This is a genomic window from Anaerococcus octavius (assembly GCF_900445265.1).
Taxonomy (GTDB): Bacteria; Bacillota; Clostridia; order Tissierellales; family Peptoniphilaceae; genus Anaerococcus; species Anaerococcus octavius.
Genome location: NZ_UFTA01000002.1, coordinates 313,328 through 336,792 on the forward strand (window position 1 = coordinate 313,328; position 23,465 = coordinate 336,792).

26 protein-coding genes, 1 tRNA gene and 1 other annotated feature are annotated in these 23,465 nt (G+C 29.5%); of the genes, 17 read left to right on the forward strand and 10 right to left on the reverse strand.

Annotated features, from left to right (window positions below):
* Positions 1–193 precede the first annotated feature (193 nt).
* From ylqF to topA, 5 genes are read left to right on the forward strand one after another with little or no spacing between them, the layout of a single operon-like run.
* On the forward strand, positions 194–1,030 hold the full coding sequence (gene ylqF / locus DY249_RS01615) for a ribosome biogenesis GTPase YlqF (protein ID WP_115595958.1): 837 nt from the start codon (positions 194–196) through the stop codon (positions 1,028–1,030).
* Positions 1,027–1,650 carry a ribonuclease HII gene (locus tag DY249_RS01620; protein ID WP_101540894.1) on the forward strand — a complete coding sequence of 208 codons (624 nt, stop codon included), beginning with the start codon at positions 1,027–1,029 and terminating at the stop codon, positions 1,648–1,650. The genes ylqF and DY249_RS01620 overlap by 4 nt, the downstream gene beginning before the upstream one ends.
* Positions 1,647–1,994 carry a YraN family protein gene (locus DY249_RS01625; protein ID WP_115594953.1) on the forward strand — a complete coding sequence of 116 codons (348 nt, stop codon included), beginning with the start codon at positions 1,647–1,649 and terminating at the stop codon, positions 1,992–1,994. Before DY249_RS01620 ends, DY249_RS01625 begins: the two co-directional genes overlap by 4 nt.
* Positions 1,984–3,075 (forward strand): DNA-processing protein DprA, encoded by a 1,092-nt coding sequence (gene dprA / locus DY249_RS01630; RefSeq protein ID WP_115595959.1) that lies wholly within the window; start codon positions 1,984–1,986, stop codon positions 3,073–3,075. The genes DY249_RS01625 and dprA overlap by 11 nt, the downstream gene beginning before the upstream one ends.
* Positions 3,076–3,080: 5 nt before the next feature.
* On the forward strand, positions 3,081–5,135 hold the full coding sequence (gene topA, locus DY249_RS01635) for a type I DNA topoisomerase (RefSeq protein WP_115594954.1): 2,055 nt from the start codon (positions 3,081–3,083) through the stop codon (positions 5,133–5,135).
* Positions 5,136–5,150: 15 nt separating this feature from the next.
* On the opposite strand, the gene DY249_RS01640 is transcribed toward topA, so the two are convergent.
* The 9 genes from DY249_RS01640 to mscL form a co-directional block, all read right to left on the reverse strand.
* A complete protein-coding gene (locus DY249_RS01640) occupies positions 5,151–5,813 on the reverse strand; it encodes a hypothetical protein (protein ID WP_115594955.1) in 663 nt (220 codons plus the stop codon).
* Between the two features lie 50 nt (positions 5,814–5,863).
* Positions 5,864–6,526, reverse strand: coding sequence for a hypothetical protein (locus DY249_RS01645; protein WP_115594956.1), 663 nt, complete (start codon positions 6,524–6,526; stop codon positions 5,864–5,866).
* A 1-nt stretch (position 6,527) separates the two neighbouring features.
* Entirely contained in the window at positions 6,528–7,388 is an 861-nt protein-coding gene (locus tag DY249_RS01650) for an ATP-binding cassette domain-containing protein (protein ID WP_172540042.1), read from the reverse strand.
* Positions 7,375–7,752: a GntR family transcriptional regulator gene (locus DY249_RS01655; RefSeq protein ID WP_115594958.1), complete on the reverse strand. Its 378-nt coding sequence runs from the start codon at positions 7,750–7,752 to the stop codon at positions 7,375–7,377. Before DY249_RS01655 ends, DY249_RS01650 begins: the two co-directional genes overlap by 14 nt.
* A gap of 129 nt (positions 7,753–7,881) precedes the next feature.
* Entirely contained in the window at positions 7,882–8,055 is a 174-nt protein-coding gene (locus tag DY249_RS09120) for a hypothetical protein (RefSeq protein WP_172540043.1), read from the reverse strand.
* A gap of 5 nt (positions 8,056–8,060) precedes the next feature.
* Positions 8,061–8,708, reverse strand: coding sequence for an ABC-2 transporter permease (locus DY249_RS01660; RefSeq protein ID WP_115594959.1), 648 nt, complete (start codon positions 8,706–8,708; stop codon positions 8,061–8,063).
* A gap of 11 nt (positions 8,709–8,719) precedes the next feature.
* The gene (locus tag DY249_RS01665) at positions 8,720–9,571 is read right to left on the reverse strand and encodes an ABC transporter ATP-binding protein (RefSeq protein WP_115594960.1); all 852 of its coding nucleotides are present in this window, start codon (positions 9,569–9,571) and stop codon (positions 8,720–8,722) included.
* Between the two features lie 8 nt (positions 9,572–9,579).
* The gene (locus DY249_RS01670) at positions 9,580–9,963 is read right to left on the reverse strand and encodes a GntR family transcriptional regulator (RefSeq protein ID WP_115594961.1); all 384 of its coding nucleotides are present in this window, start codon (positions 9,961–9,963) and stop codon (positions 9,580–9,582) included.
* A gap of 126 nt (positions 9,964–10,089) precedes the next feature.
* Positions 10,090–10,530: a large conductance mechanosensitive channel protein MscL gene (mscL, locus tag DY249_RS01675; protein WP_101540884.1), complete on the reverse strand. Its 441-nt coding sequence runs from the start codon at positions 10,528–10,530 to the stop codon at positions 10,090–10,092.
* Between the two features lie 128 nt (positions 10,531–10,658).
* Between mscL and DY249_RS01680 the strand changes: the two genes are divergently transcribed.
* The 11 genes from DY249_RS01680 to DY249_RS01730 all read left to right on the forward strand — a co-directional run bounded on the left by DY249_RS01680 (position 10,659) and on the right by DY249_RS01730 (position 20,628).
* The gene (locus DY249_RS01680; protein WP_101540883.1) at positions 10,659–11,237 is read left to right on the forward strand and encodes an NUDIX hydrolase; all 579 of its coding nucleotides are present in this window, start codon (positions 10,659–10,661) and stop codon (positions 11,235–11,237) included.
* 1 nt (position 11,238) lies between these two features.
* Positions 11,239–12,069 carry an aminoglycoside 6-adenylyltransferase gene (locus tag DY249_RS01685; protein WP_115594962.1) on the forward strand — a complete coding sequence of 277 codons (831 nt, stop codon included), beginning with the start codon at positions 11,239–11,241 and terminating at the stop codon, positions 12,067–12,069.
* An 8-nt stretch (positions 12,070–12,077) separates the two neighbouring features.
* Entirely contained in the window at positions 12,078–13,286 is a 1,209-nt protein-coding gene (locus tag DY249_RS01690) for a D-alanyl-D-alanine carboxypeptidase family protein (protein WP_115594963.1), read from the forward strand.
* Between the two features lie 73 nt (positions 13,287–13,359).
* Positions 13,360–13,436 (forward strand) — tRNA-Arg (locus DY249_RS01695).
* Between the two features lie 69 nt (positions 13,437–13,505).
* Positions 13,506–14,024 carry a nucleoside deaminase gene (locus DY249_RS01700; protein ID WP_115594964.1) on the forward strand — a complete coding sequence of 173 codons (519 nt, stop codon included), beginning with the start codon at positions 13,506–13,508 and terminating at the stop codon, positions 14,022–14,024.
* A 132-nt stretch (positions 14,025–14,156) separates the two neighbouring features.
* Entirely contained in the window at positions 14,157–15,107 is a 951-nt protein-coding gene (locus tag DY249_RS01705; protein WP_115594965.1) for an NAD(P)-dependent oxidoreductase, read from the forward strand.
* Positions 15,104–15,724: a uridine kinase gene (udk, locus tag DY249_RS01710; RefSeq protein WP_101540878.1), complete on the forward strand. Its 621-nt coding sequence runs from the start codon at positions 15,104–15,106 to the stop codon at positions 15,722–15,724. The genes DY249_RS01705 and udk overlap by 4 nt, the downstream gene beginning before the upstream one ends.
* 6 nt (positions 15,725–15,730) lie before the next feature.
* Entirely contained in the window at positions 15,731–17,548 is a 1,818-nt protein-coding gene (gene glgB / locus DY249_RS01715; RefSeq protein ID WP_115594966.1) for a 1,4-alpha-glucan branching protein GlgB, read from the forward strand.
* Positions 17,514–17,990, forward strand: coding sequence for a UPF0158 family protein (locus DY249_RS01720; RefSeq protein ID WP_245943480.1), 477 nt, complete (start codon positions 17,514–17,516; stop codon positions 17,988–17,990). The genes glgB and DY249_RS01720 overlap by 35 nt, the downstream gene beginning before the upstream one ends.
* A complete protein-coding gene (locus DY249_RS01725) occupies positions 17,987–19,090 on the forward strand; it encodes an FAD:protein FMN transferase (protein ID WP_101540875.1) in 1,104 nt (367 codons plus the stop codon). Before DY249_RS01720 ends, DY249_RS01725 begins: the two co-directional genes overlap by 4 nt.
* 62 nt (positions 19,091–19,152) lie before the next feature.
* Complete coding sequence (locus DY249_RS01730) at positions 19,153–20,628, forward strand: DUF1846 domain-containing protein (protein WP_115594967.1); 1,476 nt, start codon at positions 19,153–19,155, stop codon at positions 20,626–20,628.
* Between the two features lie 54 nt (positions 20,629–20,682).
* Here the strand turns inward: DY249_RS01730 and DY249_RS01735 are convergent, their stop codons facing one another.
* The gene (locus DY249_RS01735) at positions 20,683–22,821 is read right to left on the reverse strand and encodes a metallophosphoesterase family protein (protein WP_115594968.1); all 2,139 of its coding nucleotides are present in this window, start codon (positions 22,819–22,821) and stop codon (positions 20,683–20,685) included.
* A 152-nt stretch (positions 22,822–22,973) separates the two neighbouring features.
* Positions 22,974–23,186 (forward strand) — a binding site (T-box leader).
* Between the two features lie 53 nt (positions 23,187–23,239).
* Here DY249_RS01735 and DY249_RS01740 point away from each other — a divergent pair.
* The gene (locus DY249_RS01740; protein ID WP_172540044.1) at positions 23,240–23,452 is read left to right on the forward strand and encodes a hypothetical protein; all 213 of its coding nucleotides are present in this window, start codon (positions 23,240–23,242) and stop codon (positions 23,450–23,452) included.
* Positions 23,453–23,465 lie beyond the last annotated feature (13 nt).

Below are 23,465 nucleotides of genomic sequence, written 5' to 3' on the forward strand. Positions count from 1 at the left end.
AACAAGGATAAATATACTAGGAGAAAAAATCTTAGTTATAATAAGACTTATTTATTAAATAAATAAAGGCAACAAATATAGCTTTATGCTCTATAAATTGGTACACTTTTTAAGTACTACTAATTAACTGATTCTAGATAAAAACAACATATTATGTATAATATATTTATAAAATAAGGAGAATATCATGGCAATGAACATAAATTGGTATCCTGGTCATATGAAAAAGACCAAGGAAGAGATTCAAAACAATTTGAAACTAGTAGACATAGTCCTAGAAATAATAGATGCCCGCATACCAGAATCATCAAGAAATCCTATGCTTGATGAAATATTGGGAGATAAACCACGCTTGATTATTATGAATAAATCTGACCTTGCCGATAGTAAAGTGAATAAAATGTGGATTCACAAATTTAAGCAAGATGGAATACCTGCAACACTTATGAATTCTAAGGAAAAAATAAATGTTTCTAGAATTTATGATTTGGCAAAAGCAGAACTTTCTGAAAAATTTGAGAGAATAGAATTAAAAAATATTGAAAATAAGGTCATCCGCATGATGATAGTTGGTATACCAAATGCAGGAAAATCTACTTTTATAAATAATGTAGCCAAAAGGAAATCAGCAAATGTCGGCAACCGTCCAGGAGTTACAAAAACTAAGCAGTGGATAAAAACTGGTGCAAATATTGAGCTTTTAGATACACCGGGTGTACTTTGGCCAAAATTTGATGAAGAAACCGGACTAAACTTATCCTACACCCATGCCATAAAAGATGAAATTGTAAATATTGAAGATTTAACCCTTAAATTTTTAGAAAAAATGAAAGAAGACTATCCAGAAAATCTTAATGAGAGATACGGAGTAGATCCAGAAAAACCAGCCTTAGAAATCTATGAAGATGTAGCAAGAAAACGTGGGGCAATCATCAGGGGTGGAGATTTTGACTATACCAGAACTGCAAATATTATTTTAACTGACTTTAGATCAGGAAAACTTGGAAGAATTACCCTGGAGCGACCATGAGATATTCAGCATATAATGATCAAATAAAAAAAGAAATATACGATAAATATTCTCTAATAGCAGGAATTGACGAGGTAGGACGTGGTCCCTTAGCAGGACCAGTTGTAACTTGTGCTGTTATTATGAAAAAAAATTCTAATATAGATGGAGTTACTGATTCTAAAAAGCTAAAGCGACATAAAATGTTAGAACTAAAAGAGAAAATTTTAGAAGATGCCCTTGCTGTTTCTTATGGTTATGCAAATAGTAAAAAAATCGATGAGATAAATATCAGACAGGCAACCTTATTAGCAATGAAAATGGCTGTTGAAAATTTAGAAATTACTCCAGAAATTTTACTGATAGATGCAGAAAGAATTGATTCAAATATTCCTCAGTTAAATATTGTGAAGGGAGACTTAAATGAATATGCTATTTCTTGTGCATCCATATTAGCAAAAGTATGCAGAGATGATATTATGATCAATTTTTCAAAAATATATTCTGGATATTCATTTGAAACAAATGTAGGTTATGGTACAAAAAAACATTACGAAGCTATAGATAATTATGGCATCACACCTATCCATAGACTAAGTTTTCTAAAAAAATATTATGCAAAACAGGAAAGTTTTTTATGAATGAAAAAAGAAAAATAGGAAATCTTGGAGAAGAGATAGTAGCAAATTATTTAGTAGAAAATGGCTATGAAATCTTAGCCCGTAATTATTTAAAATCCTATGGAGAAATAGACATAGTTGCTTTTAAAAATGACGTAGTTTGTTTTGTAGAAGTTAAAGCAAGAAAAAACACAAAATATGGCTATCCTAGAGAAGCAGTAAATTTTTATAAACAGCAAAGAATTATAAAGGCTAGTCAAACTTATTTAATAGAAAATAATCTTACAAACTATATAATGAGATTTGATGTTGCAGAAGTATTTACTGAAAGTAGAAAGATAAATTATATTGAAAATGCATTCTAATTATTCAAATAGAGAAATTATTTTATACCTTAATTACATATATTTAGATAATCGTATCATCCTAAAAATATACGAAACAATTGGCTTTGACAATTTTTTAGAAAGATCTAGGTTTGACTTAGACTTTTTAACTGATAAAATTTATAATAAAATCTTTAATACTGATTCCATGGAAAGTTTCAAAGTCTATTATGAAAAAGTGATTAAATATGCTTACAATTATGTCACTATTTTAGATGATGCTTATCCGGAAAATTTAAAATACATAGAGGATAGACCTGCTATTTTATTTTATAAGGGAGAATTAGATCAAAATCTTGATAGAAATTCAATTGCCTTTGTAGGAGCAAGAAAGTGTACGGATTATGGCAAATGGGCCTGTAAAAATTTAAGTCAAGGAGTTTCTGCAGCAGGAGTTACAACAGTTTCTGGTCTTGCTTATGGTATAGATGCCATGTGCCATAAAGCTACTTTAGAAGTTGGAGGTAGATCTATTGGTATAATTGGATGCGGTATTGATAAAATTTATCCAAAACAAAATCGTAATCTTTATGAAAAGCTAGAAAATGATGGTCTAATTTTATCTGAATTTCCTCTAGGGACGGATCCTAAAGCTTATAATTTTCCTAGGCGTAATAGAATTATTTCTGGTATATCTTTAGCAACAGTAGTTATAGAAGCCAAGGAAAAATCAGGAACTATGATTACAACAAGGTGTGCCCTAGACCAGGGTAAAGAAGTTTTTGCAGTACCTGGAAATATTAATTCTATTTATTCTAAAGGTACTAATAAACTTATCCAAGAGGGTAGCAAATTAATAACTAGTCCTGAGGATATATTAGAAGAGCTAGACTATCTTTTAGATATAAATCAAGTAGAATCAAGTATAGATTACTCATCACTTGCAAAAGATGAGTTAGAAATAGTAAGATATATCGAAGAAAATCCAAATACAAGTGCAGATATCTTAGCTCATAATCTAACTTATAGCATAGATGAAATAAACTATCTTTTAACTTCTCTAGAGCTAAGAGATTATATAGAAAATATTGGAAATAATGAATTTACAACAAAGAGGTGAAAAGCTTGGCTAAAAATTTAGTGATAGTAGAATCCCCAACAAAAGCAAGATCAATCGGCAAGATGCTAGGGAGTAATTACAAGGTAATGGCAACCATTGGCCACTTGCGCGATTTACCAAAATCAAAATTTGGTGTAGATATAGAAAATAACTTTGAACCTGAATATATAAAAGTAAGGGGCAGGGCAAAAACTATAAATGAATTAAAAAAAGAAGCAGACAAGGCTGATAAAGTTTATCTTGCAACTGACCCCGATAGGGAAGGAGAAGCAATAAGCTGGCATCTGGAATATCTTTTGGGTCTGGATCCAAAAGAAAAAAATCGTGTAGAATTTCACGAAATTACCAAAAATAATGTAAAAAATGCCATCAAAAATCCAAGGCAAATTGACCAAAATTTAGTCGATGCTCAGCAAGCAAGAAGGGTGATGGATAGGATAGTAGGTTATGAAATAAGCCCTATTTTATGGAAAAGAGTAAAATCTGGTCTATCAGCAGGACGTGTACAATCCGTTGCCTTAAAGTTAATTGTAGAAAAGCAAAAAGAAATAGATGCATTTGTTCCAGAAGAATACTGGACTATAACTGCTGACCATAAACATGATAATACGAAATTTATATCAGAGTTTTATGGTAAACCTAGCAAAAAGATGAAAATCTCCAATGAAGCTGGAGCAAATAAGGTATTAGATGCCATAGATAAGGATAATTTTAAGGTAGTAGAGGTTAAAAAGACCAAGAAATCTCGCAAACCACCAAAACCTTATACAACATCAACCCTACAACAAGATGCTTCAAATAAATTGGGATATTCGACCAAATTTACTATGCAACTTGCCCAACAACTTTTCGAAGGAATAGACGTTGGAGATGGGTCAGTTGGTTTGATTTCTTATATGAGAACAGACGCTACAAGAATCTCTCAAGAGATAGTAAATGAGTCATTATCATATATAAATGAAAAATATGGAGCAAAATACGCTTCAAAAGGAAATAACCACGGCGGAAAGAAAAAAGGCAGCCAGGATGCCCACGAAGCCATCCGTCCAACTTCTATCTATAGAGACCCTATTTCCTTAAAACCATATTTAACAGACCAACAATATAAACTTTATAAACTAATCTGGACTAGAGTAGTGCAATCTCAAATGACAGATTACGAATACTTATCAACTACTATTAAATTTGATAACAACGGTTTAATTTTTAGGTCAAATGGTAAAATTACTATTTTTGAAGGATTTAATAAAATAAGTGGAGCATTGGAAAATGAAAATATCCTCCCAGAACTAAATGAGGGAGATATAATATCTGCTACAAAAATTAAAAAAGACCAACATTTTACAAATCCTCCAGCAAGATATACAGAAGCAAGCCTTGTAAAGGTCTTAGAAGAATTTGGTATAGGCCGTCCTTCAACATATTCTGCAACTATTAACCAAATTGTAAATAGAAATTACGTGGAATATGAAGGTAGGTCAATTTATCCAACAGAGCTTGGAAAAACAGTAAATAATTTCTTGCAAGAAAACTTTGATGATATCATAAATGTAGAATTTACAGCAGAAATGGAAGACCAATTAGATAAAATCGCAGAACATGAAATATATTGGAAAGATGTTTTAGGTAACTTCTATAAAGACTTTGAAAAAGATATGACAAATGTCAAAAAAGATTCTACGGATTATAAGGTAAAGGATAAAGTTTTGGATGAAAAATGTCCAAAGTGCGGTCACGCCTTAGCCATCAAACACGGTAGAAATGGTAAATTTATAGGTTGTACAAATTTCCCGGATTGTGACTTTACAAAATCAATTGTAAAAACAACTGGAGTGACCTGTCCAAAATGTAAAACTGGAGAGATAATAGAAAAAGTTAGTAAAAAAGGCAAGAGATTTTACGCTTGCGACAATTATCCGGACTGTGATTATGCAGTATGGGATCCACCAACAGGCGAAAAATGCCCAGAATGTGGTGACCTCTTAGTTCATAAGAAAAACAGAAAAGTGGATGAGATAAGATGTGCTAACTGTGACTATATAAAAGAAAAAAAGAGATGAGTTTTTGCTCCTCTCTTAGTTTTTTGGATCAAATTTTAGTATTACTAGGTGTCTAAGTATTACAACCAGGATAAAAACTATAAAGCCTATTAGTAAGTAAATAGGATTGCTAGCTGATGTGTGGTTTCCTATCAAGGATGAATATATAACATAAAGGATAATTCCAATAGGTTCAGGAGCAAATCCAATTATGAAGGCTATAGTAGAAGCAACTATTGCTAAATCGATGCCCATTAGGACTTCAGAAAATATAGCAGTAAAGCTTGGCCTTCCATTTGCAAAAAATTCTAATATGCGACTACTATAATTTGGCATAGAATCTACTTGTCCTACAAATACTTGGGATAAGCCATAGATTATAAGACTAGTTAGTGCTAATAAAATAATATCTTTTACGATTAAGCTATAAGATATTTCTTTTCTAGTAAAACCTAGTTTATTAGCTAGGGGATAAGTCTTATCTAATGATGCTACTACTGATATAAAGGCGAATACTGCTGTTACTAGTATAATTAAGATTGCTGCAGAAAGTAAATAACCCGATTTAAAACTGCCCGAATCTTTTCTTGTAGCAAGTGCTAGGGCGATTCCCCCTACTAAGGCTATTAAAATAGCTGTGAAATAGGATTTTATATTATCCTTACTGTTGATTTTTAAAATTTTTCCTAATTGATTCATAATATCTCCCATATTTTTTAAAATCTTTACTTAACTTCTAATTTAAGTTCTTAATATCTGTCGACTTTTTTTATTATAATTGCTCTAACAATTTGAACTAGAACAAATATTATAATAATTGTGATATGATAGTTCGGTATTATTTGAGTAAAATTGCCTGTAGCTATAATTAAATATCCCGCTGCTCCCTGCAAACCATAGATTAGAGTGTCTTTGAAATTTACTATATAAAATATTATGGAAATAATATTTATTAGTGATACTAAAAAGGTAAAATATAGGAGCAATTCACCTAGGTTAGTAAAATTAAATTTTTCATATACTGCTCTAGTAATAAAAAATACTCCACTTTGATCTATAGGTCTTGGCATTAAATAATATAATATTACATAGGAAGCAATACCAAAAATTATAATCCCTATTATATCCTTTAAAAATGTTGCTAGAATTATATCCTTCCTAGTATTTGCAAATTGCAGACCTAATTTATTTGTTTTTACAAGTGATTCTGTTGTTGATGCCAGTAGCAAAGATAGGCAACTTATAAATAACAGTCCTCCTATGCTAGCTCTAATATTTACTGAGGAAGTATTTGAACCCTTAGCCATTAGGCCAAAAATAGCTCCTAGGACAATTGAGATTCCAGCAAATATTAAGAAGTAACGAAAATATGTTTTAATTTCTGCCTTCAGTAATTTTTTTACACCATCCATACTAATTCTCCTCATTTATTGCTATAAATAAGTCTCGTAAATCTAGTCTATCGATTCTAGCTTTTTGTTTAATATTATTTATTTCCTCTTCATTAAATTTATCGTATACACTAACAATGGCTTGGTTTGCAAAAGTTTTTTTACTTATGATATTTTTATTAGCGAGCATATCCATATCTTTTGGGTCAAGGGTTATAGAATATGACTTTTCTTCTATATCATAGATAGGTTCATTTACTATAACGTCTTTGTCTTTTAAGATTATGACATCAGTAATCATTTTTTCTATATCAGCTACATTATGAGATGATATAATTACAGTAGATTCATCTACTTCTTGAAATTCCATAAGTTTTTTATAAAAAATATCTTTATTGATCTCATCTAGACCTGTGGTTGGTTCATCAAAAAATAGAAAATTTACTCCACTTGCAAGGCCTATAGCATTTCTAAAAAGACTTTGCTTACCAAAAGAAAGCTTTCTATATCTAGTCTTCATATCAATATCAAATATATTAATTAGTTGATCAAATCTTTCTTTATTAAAATTTTCTAAAAGAATATAGATCAAATCCATAATCTTATAAAGGCGTTCGGCTTTTAAGCCTTCTGCAATGAGATCTTCTCCAACTAGTAATACTCTTTTTTTATAGACTTTATTTTCTCTAATGGGTTTAGAATTATAGGTTATTTGACCCTGGTAGTTTACTAGTTGATCTGACAGAATTTTAAGAAGAGTAGTTTTTCCAACTCCATTTCTAGCAAACAATCCATAGATTCTGTTTTCTTCTATATTTAGGTTTGCATTTTTAAATATAACTTTATTATCAAATGATTTATTTAAATTTCTAACCTCTATCATCCATATCCTCCTTATTATAAATATCTTGAATTTCATTTATCAATTCATCTTTACTTATTCCAAGTAACTTAATATTTTTAATTAGATCTGGAAGTATATTATCTAGATACTCTTGCCTTCTTTTTTCTTTAATAATATCTATAGCTTTATCAGTTACAAACATGCCCATACCTCTTTTTTTATAAAGTATTCCTTCATCTACCAATATATTTAATCCCTTCCTAGCTGTAGCTGGGTTTATACTATATACATTTGCAAACTCTGTAGTAGAAGGGGACTGATCTCCTGCTAGAAGTAAACCATCTAGGATTTGGTTTTCTACCATTTCTGCTACTTGTTCAAAAATAAGTTTATTGGAATCCATTCATATAGCCTCCTTATCTGTTAATTACTTAAGTAACTAACTATCTTAATTTTATTATAGCAGGTAAATTTATAATGTCAAGAAAATTTTGCAAAAGAAAAAAAGAACTATCTTTTTGGATAGTTCTTTTTATACATCATTGTTATTAATGTGGCTTGCAATAATTAATATAAGACCAACTCCTAGTGATGATAATTGAATAATTCCATTTATTGGAATTATGTGGAGTATTCCTAGCATGGCTCCCGAGATTGCTATAAATTTACCTATAAAATTAAGATTTTTTCTTGATTTATTATCCATTTTTATTACTCCTTTTTATTAACGATATTCTTTGAAATCGTAAATGAGATATATCCTACTAATACGCTTACTAATAAGATAGATATGATAGTGGCCCATATATTATTTTTAAGGTAGTCAATAATCTCTATTAAATTATTTGATATATCTGTGTATATATACAAGGAAGCTCCTAAAACATAAAATATAACCGGAATTATAGAAAATAATCTAACCTTTATAGTTCCGTATTTATAATATAAAGGAAGTTGGATAGAGATTAATATTACATAGAAAATCATACCTAATATAATTGATATAATTATTTCTGATGGGCTTGAAACTATTTTTTTTAAAATCAGTACTAATATCAATCTTAGGAATACGCTAAGTATAATTCCAATAAAACCAATTATTATCATCAAGCCATATCTTGAACTAATAAGGTCAATTTTTGATACAGGAAGTGATCCATAAAATTTATCTAGTTTTTCATTTGTATCAACTTCAAATGGGAGGGAGGTTAGTTTCATAGCCATAAGTGTAGCTGCTAATAGTGCAGAAAATATTATGCTACTTGATTGTATGGTAATTATTGATGCTATTATCATATAATATAAGATTGGCAAAAGATATGACTTTATTAAATTCCATTGAATTTTAATTGTAGACATCTTGATCTCCTTTATTTATTCTTATTTTTAAAAATCATTATTTCTTCAATGCTAGGATTTAATATTTGAAAATCATCATTTTTAAAATTCGACAAATTTTTTGTTTCAATTAATGATCTAAAACCATAATCAGAAATTTCATTGGTTATCATAAATTTTATTAAATTATCGTTCAGTTTATCTTTTGAACCTTGTACAATACGGTAATTTTCTAAAAACATATCTTTTGTTCCACTATAATCAATCTTTCCTTTAATTAAGTATATGATGTAGTCAGCTATTTTTTCTAAATCATTAGTGATATGAGTTGAAAATATAACACTATTACTTTCAGTTTGTACAAATTCTTGTAGTATTTCAAGTAAATCATTTCGAGATATAGGATCAAGTCCAGAAGTAGGCTCATCAAGTATAAGAGTTTTTGAACCATGAGCTAAGGCAACAGCTAACATCAGTTTCATTTGCATACCTTTTGATAAGGAAGATATAGTTTTTTCTTTATCAAGATTAAATATATCAATGTAATCCATATATTTTTTATGAGACCAGTGATTATAATATGGGCTTATATTTTTTTCAAGTGTTTCTGCTGTCCAAAATGAGGGGAAAAAATTTGAATCAAGTACGATTCCAATTTTATCTTTATAAATGAAACTTTCGTCATTTATGTTATTACCATCCACATATATCAAGCCACTTTCAGCTTTTATAATATTTAAGATAGAATTAATTAATGTGGTTTTTCCCGCACCATTTCCACCTATAATCCCTGTTATATAACCCTTTGGGAAATCTGTGGTTATATTTAATTCGAAATTTGTGTATTGTTTAACTAGCTTATCGATTTTTATTACACTATTCATATTTTCTCCTAATCATTAATTTCAATCTTGTATATCATTTCTAGTAATTGTTTTAAATCTTTTAAATTTAGATTAGAAATATTAGCCAAATTTACAGCTTGGGAAAACAAGTTTTCAATTTCACGGATATATTGTTCTTTAACAATTAGTGACTGAGTATCTCCAACAAAAAATCCACTTCCTTGTACACCTACTATAAATCCCTCACTTTCAAGTTCAGTATATGCTCTATTTACAGTTAAGATGCTTACCTTTAATTCTTTTGCAAGGCCCCTTAGAGAGGGTAGCTGTTCATTGTTTTTTAAACTGCCTTCTATAATTGCTTTAATTATCTGATTTTTAATTTGAATATAAATTGGATCTTCACTTTGCGCATTTATTAGTATATCCATTAACTATTCATTACTCCTTTTAATAATTGTTTAACTGTATATATAACAGTATAACTATTTTTTGAAAAATTGTAAAGTAAAAATGACAAAAAAAAGAACCACATATGTGGTTCTTAATTTCTAAAATTATTCTACAATTGTTACACGGTCATTATGAGCATGAGCGTATTCATTGTGGTAACCTTCTAGTTCACTTGTACAGTGTGGGCATCTTGTTGCTTCTACTGCAATTGAAGATTTGCAGTATGGGCATTCTTTAGTAGGTGCTTCTTCGCTAGCTTCGTCACTATTTCTATTAAATGTTTTTACTATTGCAAACATTACAAATGATATGATTAAGAATGTGATAATAGCATTAATTAAATTACCAAACATTAGTTTTGCACCACCAACTGTTACGTAAAGGTCTGAAAAGTCTACTCCAGCTGTAAGACCAGTTATAATTGGCATTAGCAAATCTTCTACTACTGAGTTAACAATTGCTGTAAAAGCAGTACCCATGATAATACCAACTGCCATATCAAGTACATTGCCTTTGGCAATAAAATCTTTAAATTCTTGTATCATGACAAAATCCTTTCTATATATTTGTTTAAGTCACTGTTTATATTATACCTGTTATACTAGTTTTTTAATCAATATTTTGATTTGACTAATATCTTATATTTTTATAATATAAAGTTACAGAGGTTATTATGAAAAATTTATTGGTTGATGACGAGTTTTATGATAAGATTAGAAATTATGCAGTTCTTATTCCTATAATAGAAGTGGATGGTAAAGACCATATTTTATTTGAAGTAAGATCACAAAATATTACCCAGCCAGGAGAAGTAAGTTTTCCTGGAGGTCGAGTAGAAATGGGTGAAACTTTTAAAAAAGCTGCCATAAGAGAAACTATGGAAGAACTTTTGCTAGACTACGAGGATATAGAGTATCTAGGGTATTCTTCTATGATTTTAAATTCATCTTATACTCATGTAAAATCTTTTTATGGGAGATTACATAAAAATATATCAGAAATAAAGTATAATGAAGAAGTAGAAAGAGTTTTTACAGTTGATATAGATTATTTAAAAAATCATAGTCCGATTGTATATCGCTCTCCATATAAATTAGATTTTCCGGAAGATTTTCCTTTTGATAAAATACCACATGGTAGAAAATATAATTTTGCCACTGTATATAAAGAATTATACTTTTATGATACAGATCCTGTAATATGGGGATTAACTGCAAAACTTTTAAAAAATTTTATAGAAAGATTAGATTAATATGAGAAACGATATTAATAACAAACTCATCTCTTATGCCAAAACTAATGATGCAATTGAATCTATATTTTGTATAAAAAATGAAAATTACGATTCATTTTATAAAGTATATACAATTGTAAATGATATTATAATTGGAAAACTTGAAGAGGAGTTAGTTGGTCTATTTGATGATGTTATACTTGTAAATAGAATAAAAGAAGAATTTAGCATTGATAAATCAAAGGTGCCTTTTACCAGCATCAACATTTATAAAAAAGATAATACAAAAATAACAGAAAGTATTATCTCCAGCGAATATGCAGATGTTTTTCTTAAAACCTTGCCAAAAGATATAGAGTTTATATATACAAAAATTGGTACCGATAGGCTTGATATAAATGAAAATTTTAAATATGAAGTTCCTAAAGAATATGAGTTTGTATCTACTATTAGAAACTTTTTTGCAAGTGCTATAGAGGTTTCACTTTATATTAGTGAAAAAGATGAAATAGCAGCCAGTCTAAAGATGCAAGAAGTTAGAAATTATTTATTATCTATGATAAATTTCTACATAAAAGATAAGTACGCCTACACAATGGATAAGGGTTATGATGGTCAAAAATTAAAAAGTACCCTAGATGTAGATACAAAAGAAAAATTCCTTTTAACTTACAATCACGAGGACTTTATGGACATTTATAATTCATTATTTAAAGCATGCGTTTTATTTAGAAAAATAGCTATGCAATTAGCTATAGATCTAGGCTATGAATATCCAAAAAAAATAGATGTAGAAAGTCTTAAAATTTTAAGGGCAAATTACAAAAAACTTGAGTCATTCTTAAGCTAGGGGAGTATATGAAAAATAAAAAAATCTTATCCTTTTTATTATCTATTATATTTATTTTAGCTCCATTAAAAGCCTTGGCAGCAAAGCAAAGTCAAGTTGTTGGACTAGATGATAATGTTAGAAGCTATATTATAGGCAATGAAAAAACTGGGGATATTTATTACGAAAAAAATGCTGATGAGTCTTTGCCAATGGCATCACTTAGTAAGCTTATGACTTATTTATTAGTAAAAGAAGCTATTGATGATGGGGAAATTTCTCTTGACCAAGAAGTGGTTGTTGATAAAGAAGCTGCTAAATTTAATAGCTGGGAATATTCAGCACTTGGACTAGAAGAAGGAGAAGTTTTTACAATAGAAGAACTTTTGCAAGGATTAATGGTGGTTTCTGGAAATGATTGTGCCTATCAACTAGCAGTGACTGTTGATGATTCAGAAACAGAATTTGCAAGACGAATGAATATGAAAGCTGGAGAATTAGGACTTGATAGCCAAATATTTTATAATGCAAGTGGTGTAGAAACAGAAGATGGCGATCAAAACTCATCGTCTGCTAAAGATTTATTTAAATTAGTCCAACATATTGTAGGAAAATATCCAGAAATATTGGAATATGGCAGCGTCAGAGAAATTGTAGATCATAGGCGTAATATAGATGTAGCATCAACTGTGCCTTTAGTTGGAGAGATACCTGGAGTTGATGGTCTAAAAACAGGAACGACAGATCAAGCAGGAGCTTGTCTAGTTACTACAACTGATATGAAAAAAATCGATGAAAATGATGATTTTAGAACAATCGGAGTAGTAATGGGAGCAGATCAAAAGGACACAAGAGATAGTGTAATGAGTGATCTAATTTACTATGTAAGTAGGTATTATAATTTAGACAGCGTACTAGATAAAAATGTAGCAGTTGATTCTATAAAAAATAATACTACTTCCCAAGGTTACATAGATCTTTATCCAAGTGAAGATGTAAATATTATTGTAAAAGATGGAAGCCACGCTGCAATAAAGTATAATATAAAAGATAATGTAAAAGCACCTATAAAAGCTGGAGATCAGCTAGGAGAAGCTAAAGTTAGCTACGAAAATGAAGAATATACAGTACCATTAGTAGCCGAAAATGATTTGAAACAAGCCTCTACCTTTTCAAGAATAATTAGAACTGCTGAAGATGCGGCAGACTTTTTACTTAAAGTGCTTATTGCTAGGTAATAAGGCTTTCTGCCTTTTAGAAGACCCGTGCTATTAAGCGGGTCCCCCCTCTGGCTAGACGGACTAAATTCGTGTTTCAGTAGCTCAGCTGGATAGAGCACCGCCCTCCTAAGGCGGGTGTCGGAGGTTCGAATCCTCTCTGGAACACCAATTAAATTTAATTTAGAAATATCTTTATTAATAAAGATATTTTTTTATATTTATTTTTAAAGGATTATTATGAGCGAAATTACTAAAAAAGAATTTAGTGATGATGATTATTTTTTTATGAATGAAGCTTTATATGAAGCACGCCTTGCTCGTTTTGTAGAAGAAGTGCCTGTAGGCTGTGTAATTGTAATTGATGGAAAAATTATAGGTCGTGGTCACAATTTCACCTATAAAGGCAAATCTGCCTTGCTTCATGCTGAGGTTAATGCTATCAAACAAGCCAATGAATATTTTGACGATTTTAGATTGGAAAATTGTACTATGTATGTCAGCATGGAGCCTTGTTCTATGTGTGCTGGTGCAATTATAAATTCGCGTATTGATAGGCTTGTAATAGGAATACCTGATTTTAAAAGAGGAGCTTGTGGATCAAATACAAATATAACTGGTGATAGATCACAATTGCATTTTGTAGATGCAGAATTTGGGCTAATGGCTGATGAATGCTTATTTGAATTGCAAAGTTTTTTTAAGTTACTTAGATCACGTAACAAGGAAAGGAAAAAAATAAATAAGTCTTTAAATTAAGTATAAAAAAATTTTAAATGTAATTATATTTATATATTATGACTCCTTACAATTTGTAGGAGTCTTTTTTTTACCCCGAAATTCGAAATATTTATAGTATAATTAAAATAAAAGAAAAATAAGGAGAGTGTCATGAAAATTTCTTTAGTAAATTCATTGGAAGTTGATAAAAAAATAATTGATGAACATAAAGAAAAATTAGAAGCTATGGGTCATGAGTTCATTGTTTATAATGATAATGCAAAAAATGATGATGAGCTTGCTAATAGATTAGAAGATACTGATATTGCAATTATAACAAATAAACCTTTATCAGCAAATGTTATAGACAAAGCAAAAAATCTTGAGATGATAGACGTAGCTTTCACAGGGGTAGACCATATAGACTTAGACGCTGTAAAAGAAAATGGAATTACACTTTTAAATGCTAGCGGTTATTCTGATGATTCTGTGGCAGAACTTGTAATTGGCCTAACTATTGCAGTTATGAGAAAATTTAATGAAAATAGGGAAAATATTTTTGATGGACAAAATAATAATCTTATGGGTGAAACCATAGGAGGCAAAAAATTTGGGATAATTGGTACTGGCAATATTGGTATAAAATTAATAAAAATTTTACAAGCTTTTGATTGTGAAATACTAGCTTATTCACGTACTGAAAAAGATGAAGTTAAAGATTTGGGTGTAAAATATGTAGAATTAGATTCTCTTTTAGAGCAGTCAGATATTATTTCCCTACATATTCCAAATAATAAGGAAACAAAACATTTTTTAGGCAAAGAAGAATTAGATAAGATAAAAGAAAATGCAATTTTGATAAATTGTGCTAGAGGACCAGTTGTAGACAATGACTATCTGGCAAAACTTTTAAATGAAGATAAAATTCGTGCTGGTATAGATGTTTTCGATATGGAACCACCACTTCCAAGTGATTATCCATTAAGAAATGCTAAAAATGTCGTTTTAACTAACCACGTAGGTTTCTATACTAAAGAAGCAATGGTAAATAGAGCTGAAATAGTATTTAATAATCTTTATGAATATTTAGACGGTAACATTATTAATGAGATAAATCTATGAGTGATGTAAAAATAATTGCTATTGCAGGTGGATCAGCCTCTGGCAAATCTTCTATAGTAAATTATATAGATGATTATTTTAAAGAAGACTTAATAGTAATTGGACACGATAACTATTACAAAGCTCATGATGATATTTCCTTTGATCAAAGGGCAAAGTTAAATTATGATTACCCGGGTGCCTTTGACAATGATTTATTTTTTGAAGATTTAAAAAAATTACAGGCAGGTATATCAATACAAATGCCAACCTATGATTACACGATACACACCCGTAGTGATAAAACTATAAAAATTAATCCTACAAAAATTATTCTTATAGAAGGTATTTTAGTTTTAGGAGATAAAAAAATTAGAGATATTACCGATACTAAAGTTTTTATAGATGCTGATAGTGATGTCAGACTTCAAAGAAGAATTTTAAGAGATACTAAAGAACGTGGTAGATCACTTGATTCTGTGTTAGAACAATTTATAAAACAAGTAAAACCTATGCATGAAAAATATGTTGAACCTACCAAAAAATATGCAGACATAATTATTCCACGTGGAGCAAAAAATACCAAAGGTATAGAAATCCTTGTAAGACACATTACTCATATGATAGAGGATAAATAAAATATAATGGAAATAAATATAATTGAAAGCGACCATAATGAAATAAAAAATTATATATATGGTAATGCCAGTAATGGTCATGAAATATTTGGAGCGATTGCTTATGAAGATGGATATATTTTTAGAGTTTATGCTCCAAATGCTGATCAAATCTTTATAAAAGGAGATTTTACAGATTGGCATAATTATGAAATGACTAAGAATCCAGAATTTGGATATTTTTATGCTTTTTTAAATGCGAGAATTGGAGATTATTATAAATATGTTGTTGTAAAAGATGGCAACTGGGTAGAACATACAGATCCCTTTGCAAAAGCCATGGATCATGAAGGTGATTTTGCAACACAAATAGTTAATGAAAGTTATAAATTTGATGATGAGCAATTTATAAAAAATCGCAGCAAAAATTTTGATAAGGCTATGAATATTTATGAAGTTCATATAGGCAGTTGGTTAAGATATGGACAAAATATAAATTTTTTGGATATAGTTGATAAATTAATTGAACATATTAAAAAAATGAATTATACTCATGTAGAAATAATGCCAGTTACAGAATATCCATTTTATCCATCTTGGGGTTATCAATCTACAGGATTTTTTGCAACATCATCCCGCTATGGCAGACCGGAAGATTTTAAAAAGTTTATCGACCTAATGCATCAAAATGGAATAGGTGTTATTCTTGATGTGGTTGCAGTTCATTTTGCCAATGATTATTATGGGCTAAAAACTTTTGATGGAACTCATTTATACGAATCACCCTATGAGGGCCTTACATATTCTGAGTGGGGATCTATAAATTTTGACTATTCCAAAGGCCATGTAAGAAGTTTTATGAAATCTTGTTTTTCATATTGGATAGAAAACTTTCACTTAGATGGCATAAGAGTCGATGCGGTATCCTATATGATTTATTATAATGGCAATGAAAATCGTGGTGTCCATCAGGATAATATAAAATTCATTAGTGATTTGAATAAAACCTTGGCTACAAATCATCCTGATGTTATGCTTATTGCAGAGGACTCCTCATCATATCCTTTAGTAACAAATAAAAATTCTGATGATGGTTTGGCTTTTGATTATAAATGGGATATGGGTTGGATGAATGATACCATAAAGTACTTTGAAGTTGATTCTTACAATAGATCTATGTACCATAATAAGATAACATTTTCTATGTTCTATTTTTATAATGAGAGATTTTTATTACCTCTTAGCCATGATGAAGTGGTTCATCTAAAAAAACCTATGATTAGCAAGATGAATGGGGATTATTATGATAAATTTAAACAGCTTAAGCTATTAAATACTTATCAAATGACTCATCCTGGCAAAAAGTTAAATTTTATGGGCAATGAAATAGCTACATTTGATGAATGGAACGAAAATGAATCCATAAATTGGCCTATACAAAATTATCCGATCCACGATGATTTTAATAGATACATTAAGGATTTAAATTTTATTTACAAAAATAATCCAGCTTTTTATGCACGTGACTATTATGATGATGGATTTAAGTGGATAGTAGTAGATGATACTAATACATCTGTTTTTGCTTATGAAAGAAGATCAGCAAATTCTAGATTTTTGGTAGTTTTAAACATGGCTAATGTATATCATGGTGGATATGAGTTTATGTATGATGAAAATTTAATATTTAGAGAAAAAATAAATTCCTTTAATAATGCCTATGGTGGAGATAAAGGAGCTTATAGACAAATAGAAATTAGAAAGGGAGAAGTTTTAAAACTGGAGCTTTGGGAATATGAAGCGGCAGTTTTTGAAATTTTTAAAAAAAATGAAAAAACCAATTAACTTATCTTGGTTGGTTGAAAAATGGACTTTGCTTGATGAAGATTCATACCTTAAAGCCATTTGGATAAATACGGAAAGTTTAGATTTTATACGTATCAACCAAGGACAAACAGAAGAAGATATTATAAAAGATTATGTAGATATAGAAAATGACATCGAACACTATGTTTTGATGCCTAGTCGTGATGAGTTCGATAGATCAAATATACGTGAAGCCTTTATTGAAACCCTAGATAGATTTCAAAAAGATCAATTTATAGATGAATTCGATGGTTATTCACCAAGTGAAGAATTTTTAGATACAGTTTATGCTCTGGGACTTGAAGATGATTATTATGATTTTAGATCAAAAGCTGCTGGGAATATTCTATTATATTGGGCAGATGATGCTGGTATACAAATTAAAAAAGATATGGAGACTATTAATATAAATAAGTTATGAGTTATAAAAAATTATTAATGGCCTTAGTCTTGGTTTTGAGTTTGACTTCTTGCCAAGTTCAAGATGATATAAAGCCAAAACAAGCTGAGGTTAAAGAAACAACAGAAACAAATACTGATTTAAAAAAATATAGTGCGGTATTTTATGATTATTTTGATACAGTAACAGAATTTTTAGTATATGCCAATGATGAAAAAGAGTTTGACCAATATAAAGAAATTTTAGAAAAAGATCTAAAAAAATACCATCAATTATTTAATACCTACGATGATTTTGAAGGTGTAAATAATATAAAAACTATAAATGACAACGCAGGAAAAAAACCGGTAAAAGTCGATCCTTCAATAATTGATTTGCTAGAATACAGTAAATATATTTATGATGTAACAGATGGCAAAATAAATATGGCATTAGGAGATCTAATTGGATTATGGCATGACTATAGAGAAATGAGCCTGGCTGATGAAAAAAAAGCTGCTATACCAAGTGAAGAAGAATTAAAAGAAGCAGCTAGCCATAGCGATATTAATCAAATAGAAATAGATAAAAAAAATAATACTGTATATATAAAAGATCCTGATATAAAAATAGATGTAGGAGCTGCTGGAAAGGGATATGGAATAAAAAAAATAGTAGAAGACCTCAAAAAAGCTGGACTTACTCACGGGATCGTATCTGTTGGTGGCGATGATGTCATAATAGGAGAAAATCCTGCTAAATATGATGGAATTTGGAAAGTGGCTATTGTAAATCCAGATAGAAAATCAGATAATCCATATGCAAGCATAATTGGATTAAAAGATACAACAGTTGTTACAAGTGGAGACTACCAAAGATTCTATGAGTACAATGGAGAAATTTACCACCATATTATAGATCCAGATACAAATTATCCATCTAAATATTTTAGATCAGTATCTGTAGTTCACCCTAATATAGAGCTAGCAGATGCCCTAAGCACTTACTTATTTACTGTAGATTTAGAAACTGGAAGAAAAGTAGCTAAAGAATTTGATGCTGAAGTCCTTTGGATAGACTATGACTTTAATAGTTACATGACAGAAGGATATGAAAATTTAGAAAAAAAATCGGAAGATTAATAATTCCGATTTTTTTATTTTGAAAAATTTCTGTTATAATAAAATTATTGACTGGAGGGATTATGAAAAAAATAGCTTTTGATAATGAAAAATATATAAAATTACAATCCGAAAAAATTATAGAACGCATAAGTCATTTTGATAAACTTTACCTAGAATTTGGCGGTAAACTTTTCGATGACGCTCATGCATCCAGAGTACTACCAGGATTTTTACCAGATAGTAAGCTTAGAATGTTAGATAGTATAAAAGATAAGGCAGAAATAATTATAACAATAAATGCCAATGATATTGAAAATAATAAAATAAGAGGAGATAATGATATTTCCTATGATATTGAAAGTATAAGGCTCAAACAAGCTTTTGAGCAAAAAGGATTTTTAGTAAACAGTATAGTTATCACTCAATTTGCCTATCAAGATAAGGCAGTAAGATTTGAAAAATATTTGGACAATCTTTCTATAAAACATTCTAGAACTTATAATATCAATGGTTATCCAAATGATATAAACCATATACTATCACCAGATGGTTTTGGTAAAAATGACTATGTAAAAACTCAAAGGCCTTTAGTTGTTATTACAGGACCGGGTCCAGGATCAGGAAAAATGGCAACTTGTCTTTCACAAATGTATTTAGACCATGAAATGGGACAAACTTCTTCATATGCAAAATTTGAAACTTTCCCAATTTGGAATTTAGCTTTAATGCATCCTGTAAATATGGCTTATGAAGCTGCAACTGCAAATTTAAATGATGTAAATATGATAGATCCATATCATTTAGAATCTTACGGTCAGTCAGCGGTAAATTATAATCGTGATGTAGAAGCCTTTCCAGTTTTAAAAAAAATGCTAGAAAAAATAATGGGAGAAGCTCCATATAAATCACCAACAGATATGGGCGTAAATATGGTTGGTTTTTGCATAATAGACGAAGAGGCTGCTATAGAAGCTAGCAAAGAAGAAATTATCAGACGCTATTACAATTCCTTAGTAGATTATAGATTTGCTAAAGAATCTTATACCAGCATAGAAAAAATTCAGACTCTTATGAGCAACTTAGATATAGAAGCAGAGGATAGAAGAGTTGCTATAGGTGCTAGAAAAAAACAAGAAATCACTGGCAAAGAATCATTTGCTATAGAACTTGAAGATGGGCAGATAATTACTGGTAAAAAATCAAATTTATTTTCAGCGCCAGCAGCAGCTATTTTAAATACCTTAAAAAAATTAGGCAAAATTGATGATGAAATCTTACTTTTAAGCCCACATATTATAGAGCCAGTGTCAAATTTAAAAACAAAATCACTTGGAGAAGTAGAGCCATCTTTGTCAATAAATGAAATGCTAATAGCACTAGCTATTTCAGCAACAACAAATCCTCTTACTCATATGGCTATGCAAGAGATTAAAAATTTAAAAAATTTAGATGCTCATTCTACAGTTATATTAAATGATAGCGAAAAAAGTGAACTTAGAAAATTAGGACTAAATTTTACCCAAGATGCAGTTTTCGGTGATGATAGTGAGTATTAATAAAAGAGACTTTTAGATTTCTAAAAGTCTTTTTATTTAGTACTTATTAAAATTTTATTTACTAGATTTTGAATCATCGTACTCAATATAGTTAAAGTATTTTTCTAGTTCATTTAAATCTTCATTTTGATAAACTTCTACCATTTCTTCACTCATAGAATTTACAACATCTATTACAAATTTCCTTAAACTCGATTGACCAAACATATGTTTGGAGAAATTTTCTTTGGCAATTCGTACTGACTTTGTACTTAATATTTTTTTGGCAAAACCAGCTCCAGTTAAGTCTTTTTCATCAGTTATATATCTTGAGAAATAGTCTAAAAGCTCTCTTAAATTATCTACTTTTTTTATAAAGCGTTTATAGGCAAAACTTGATAATCTACCTTTAGTTTGTATAAGATCATTGAAGAATTTTTCTTTACTGCCATCTTTTTTAAGCTCAATAGAGCTTGTAAACTTATCAAAAGCTTCATTTATTTCATCTTTGCAATATTCTATTACAATATTTGTGATATTATAATTTGAATTATTTAAATTGTCTATCATTTTTGCTACAAATTCTGGACGTTCTTCCTCTCCTATAGGTTTGTATTGATAAATATAATTAGCAAAATCATAAAAAGTATGACCGTCATTATCAATTGGCATTTGCCAAGCTTTATTTATAATTCTATCCCAATAAGTAACTATTTGATAAGGAATAAGTATTTTGTTGTCTATCTCTTTAAGAATAATATCAAAAGCTTCTTCAAGATTGCTTGCCTTTATTGTCAAAATATTTTTTGCAGCTCTTATTTGAAATTCAAATTCACCGTTAATTCTTGCAACATCGATTTTTCCTACATATTTCTTTTTATAGGGGAAATATTTATATATCATCGGAAATACAATTTTATTCATATATCCATGTACTGGTATATCTTTATCTAGGAAATCACTTGCTTTTTCAATTAATAATGGCTTTAAATTTATGTGAGCGTATTTTGGATTATTTGCCTGAATTCTAATGTAATTATGAAGTACATCTCTTAATGAAAGCTGCTTTTCTATAGTATAATTTATTGCATCATCTACGATTTCTATTTCATCAGCTAGATTTCTATAGGTAAATTCTTTTATAAGCTCTGTTTTTATATAAACTTCAAAACCACTAGTTTCTTCAAGTTTGTTGATAATTTTAATATGTCTAATTGGTAGAGGATAGGTTACGGTAGAACCTGTTTGTACATCATATACCACATTGCCTAGCTCTGAAACGTACTTAGCAGTTCCATTTTCGTGTAAGTGACCAGTGAAAACAAATTTTACTCCATTATCTGCTAATACTTCTATAGGAGTTTTATTATTTATTCTTGGATCATCATCTATAAATTTAGTACGCCATTCCTTTATGATAAATGGGGAGAAAACTAGCTCTTGATTTCTAAAATTTGGCATAAGAGCATGATGGGCCATTACAAAAATAAGGTCTTTTCTTTGTTTTGCCTCTTCTATTTTTTCAACTGCCCATCTCATTTGATCTAAAGTTATGGAACCAGGTACATTTTCTCGGTTGTCTTTATGGGATTGTTCTGTATCTATTGAATAAATTGATGTATCAAGGGCAATTATTGTAAGGCCACTATCATTTACCTCACTTTTTATTCTGGATACATAGGAAAAATACCCATGGGCATAGTACTGGTATTCTTCTCCTCTATCATATTGTTTATTTATATTTTCTAAATATTTTTTAAAAATATCTGAATCCTTGTACATTTCGAGTACTAAAGGATTTTCATAAATAAAGGAATATAAGTCATAAAATTCTTTTGGATTTATATTTTTTGTCTTTGTATCTTTTTTAAAATCGTATGACTTATGGTTATTTAAATCGTGATTTCCAGGTACCATAAAAATCTCACGACCGTCTTTATTATTTTTCCATTCACACAAGTATTTCTTAACTATTTGGTGAGATTTGTATTCTCCGTCTTTTACCAAGTCTCCCGGCAAAAAAAGAAACTGGCTATTGGCTTTGTTCACTATTTCCAAAGCTTGACCAAGTAAGGCTTCGCTTTCTACCAGTAATTTCCTATCTATTTTTATTTCTTTTTTAAAATAATCTGTATCTGCAATCAAATCATAAGCAAGTACATGGGGGTCACTTATGACTGATATATCAAAATTTTCTATATTTTGTAAAGTCATTTTTACCTCTTATCTTTTCATAAACAATATACCTGCAAAATGAAAATCTTAAATAAAAGTACAATGCAAATATTTTGTAATATTATTTTAGAACAAAAATATTACAAAAATAGATTGACATCTAAAATTTTGCATGGTATATTTATTCTACATGAATAGCTGAGAAAAGAAGAGTACATATTTATTTTCAAATACAGAGAGATTTATTAGCTGAGAAAAATCATTGAAAAACTTATGGAAGTGCATCTTTGAGTTTTATACCGAATTGATAGTAGGCTATAACGCTAGTGCCCGTTAAGCACATTAAGGTTTTAAGTATTTCTTAAAATAAATTAAGGTGGAACCACGACAACCTCGTCCTTTTTTGGGCGGGGTTTTTTTATATTCATGGAATATTAGGAAAGGATTTTTGTATGTAATGAAAAAATTAGCTTATATTTCATTAGCAGTCACCATGGCTTTTACTTTTTCTGCCTGTAGCAGCTTAAATGCTGGTACAAATGTAAAAGAAAATGAAAATACTAATACTAATAATGGAGAAATTTTAGTTGACGATTTAGAAAAAGTTGACTTTATGGATAAAGATTTTGATATGTCACAAATTGAGCAACATAGTTGCTGTGATGAATAAAAAGGAGAATTAA

What these genes read in the sequence shown, in the direction of transcription:
- DY249_RS01625 (WP_115594953.1), top strand. Translation starts at nt 1,647, where the DNA reads ATGAATGAAAAAAGAAAAATAGGAAATCTTGGAGAAGAGATAGTAGCA.
- udk (WP_101540878.1), top strand. Translation starts at nt 15,104, where the DNA reads ATGAGTGATGTAAAAATAATTGCTATTGCAGGTGGATCAGCCTCTGGC.
- DY249_RS01645 (WP_115594956.1), bottom strand. Translation starts at nt 6,526, where the DNA reads ATGGATGGTGTAAAAAAATTACTGAAGGCAGAAATTAAAACATATTTT.
- DY249_RS01700 (WP_115594964.1), top strand. Translation starts at nt 13,506, where the DNA reads ATGAGCGAAATTACTAAAAAAGAATTTAGTGATGATGATTATTTTTTT.
- DY249_RS01730 (WP_115594967.1), top strand. Translation starts at nt 19,153, where the DNA reads ATGAAAAAAATAGCTTTTGATAATGAAAAATATATAAAATTACAATCC.
- DY249_RS01735 (WP_115594968.1), bottom strand. Translation starts at nt 22,821, where the DNA reads ATGACTTTACAAAATATAGAAAATTTTGATATATCAGTCATAAGTGAC.
- DY249_RS09120 (WP_172540043.1), bottom strand. Translation starts at nt 8,055, where the DNA reads ATGGATAATAAATCAAGAAAAAATCTTAATTTTATAGGTAAATTTATA.
- mscL (WP_101540884.1), bottom strand. Translation starts at nt 10,530, where the DNA reads ATGATACAAGAATTTAAAGATTTTATTGCCAAAGGCAATGTACTTGAT.
- DY249_RS01685 (WP_115594962.1), top strand. Translation starts at nt 11,239, where the DNA reads ATGAGAAACGATATTAATAACAAACTCATCTCTTATGCCAAAACTAAT.
- DY249_RS01665 (WP_115594960.1), bottom strand. Translation starts at nt 9,571, where the DNA reads ATGAATAGTGTAATAAAAATCGATAAGCTAGTTAAACAATACACAAAT.
- DY249_RS01620 (WP_101540894.1), top strand. Translation starts at nt 1,027, where the DNA reads ATGAGATATTCAGCATATAATGATCAAATAAAAAAAGAAATATACGAT.
- DY249_RS01680 (WP_101540883.1), top strand. Translation starts at nt 10,659, where the DNA reads ATGAAAAATTTATTGGTTGATGACGAGTTTTATGATAAGATTAGAAAT.
- glgB (WP_115594966.1), top strand. Translation starts at nt 15,731, where the DNA reads ATGGAAATAAATATAATTGAAAGCGACCATAATGAAATAAAAAATTAT.
- ylqF (WP_115595958.1), top strand. Translation starts at nt 194, where the DNA reads ATGAACATAAATTGGTATCCTGGTCATATGAAAAAGACCAAGGAAGAG.
- DY249_RS01740 (WP_172540044.1), top strand. Translation starts at nt 23,240, where the DNA reads ATGAAAAAATTAGCTTATATTTCATTAGCAGTCACCATGGCTTTTACT.
- DY249_RS01705 (WP_115594965.1), top strand. Translation starts at nt 14,157, where the DNA reads ATGAAAATTTCTTTAGTAAATTCATTGGAAGTTGATAAAAAAATAATT.
- DY249_RS01655 (WP_115594958.1), bottom strand. Translation starts at nt 7,752, where the DNA reads ATGGATTCCAATAAACTTATTTTTGAACAAGTAGCAGAAATGGTAGAA.
- DY249_RS01650 (WP_172540042.1), bottom strand. Translation starts at nt 7,388, where the DNA reads ATGATAGAGGTTAGAAATTTAAATAAATCATTTGATAATAAAGTTATA.
- DY249_RS01725 (WP_101540875.1), top strand. Translation starts at nt 17,987, where the DNA reads ATGAGTTATAAAAAATTATTAATGGCCTTAGTCTTGGTTTTGAGTTTG.
- DY249_RS01670 (WP_115594961.1), bottom strand. Translation starts at nt 9,963, where the DNA reads ATGGATATACTAATAAATGCGCAAAGTGAAGATCCAATTTATATTCAA.
- dprA (WP_115595959.1), top strand. Translation starts at nt 1,984, where the DNA reads ATGCATTCTAATTATTCAAATAGAGAAATTATTTTATACCTTAATTAC.
- DY249_RS01690 (WP_115594963.1), top strand. Translation starts at nt 12,078, where the DNA reads ATGAAAAATAAAAAAATCTTATCCTTTTTATTATCTATTATATTTATT.
- DY249_RS01640 (WP_115594955.1), bottom strand. Translation starts at nt 5,813, where the DNA reads ATGAATCAATTAGGAAAAATTTTAAAAATCAACAGTAAGGATAATATA.
- DY249_RS01660 (WP_115594959.1), bottom strand. Translation starts at nt 8,708, where the DNA reads ATGTCTACAATTAAAATTCAATGGAATTTAATAAAGTCATATCTTTTG.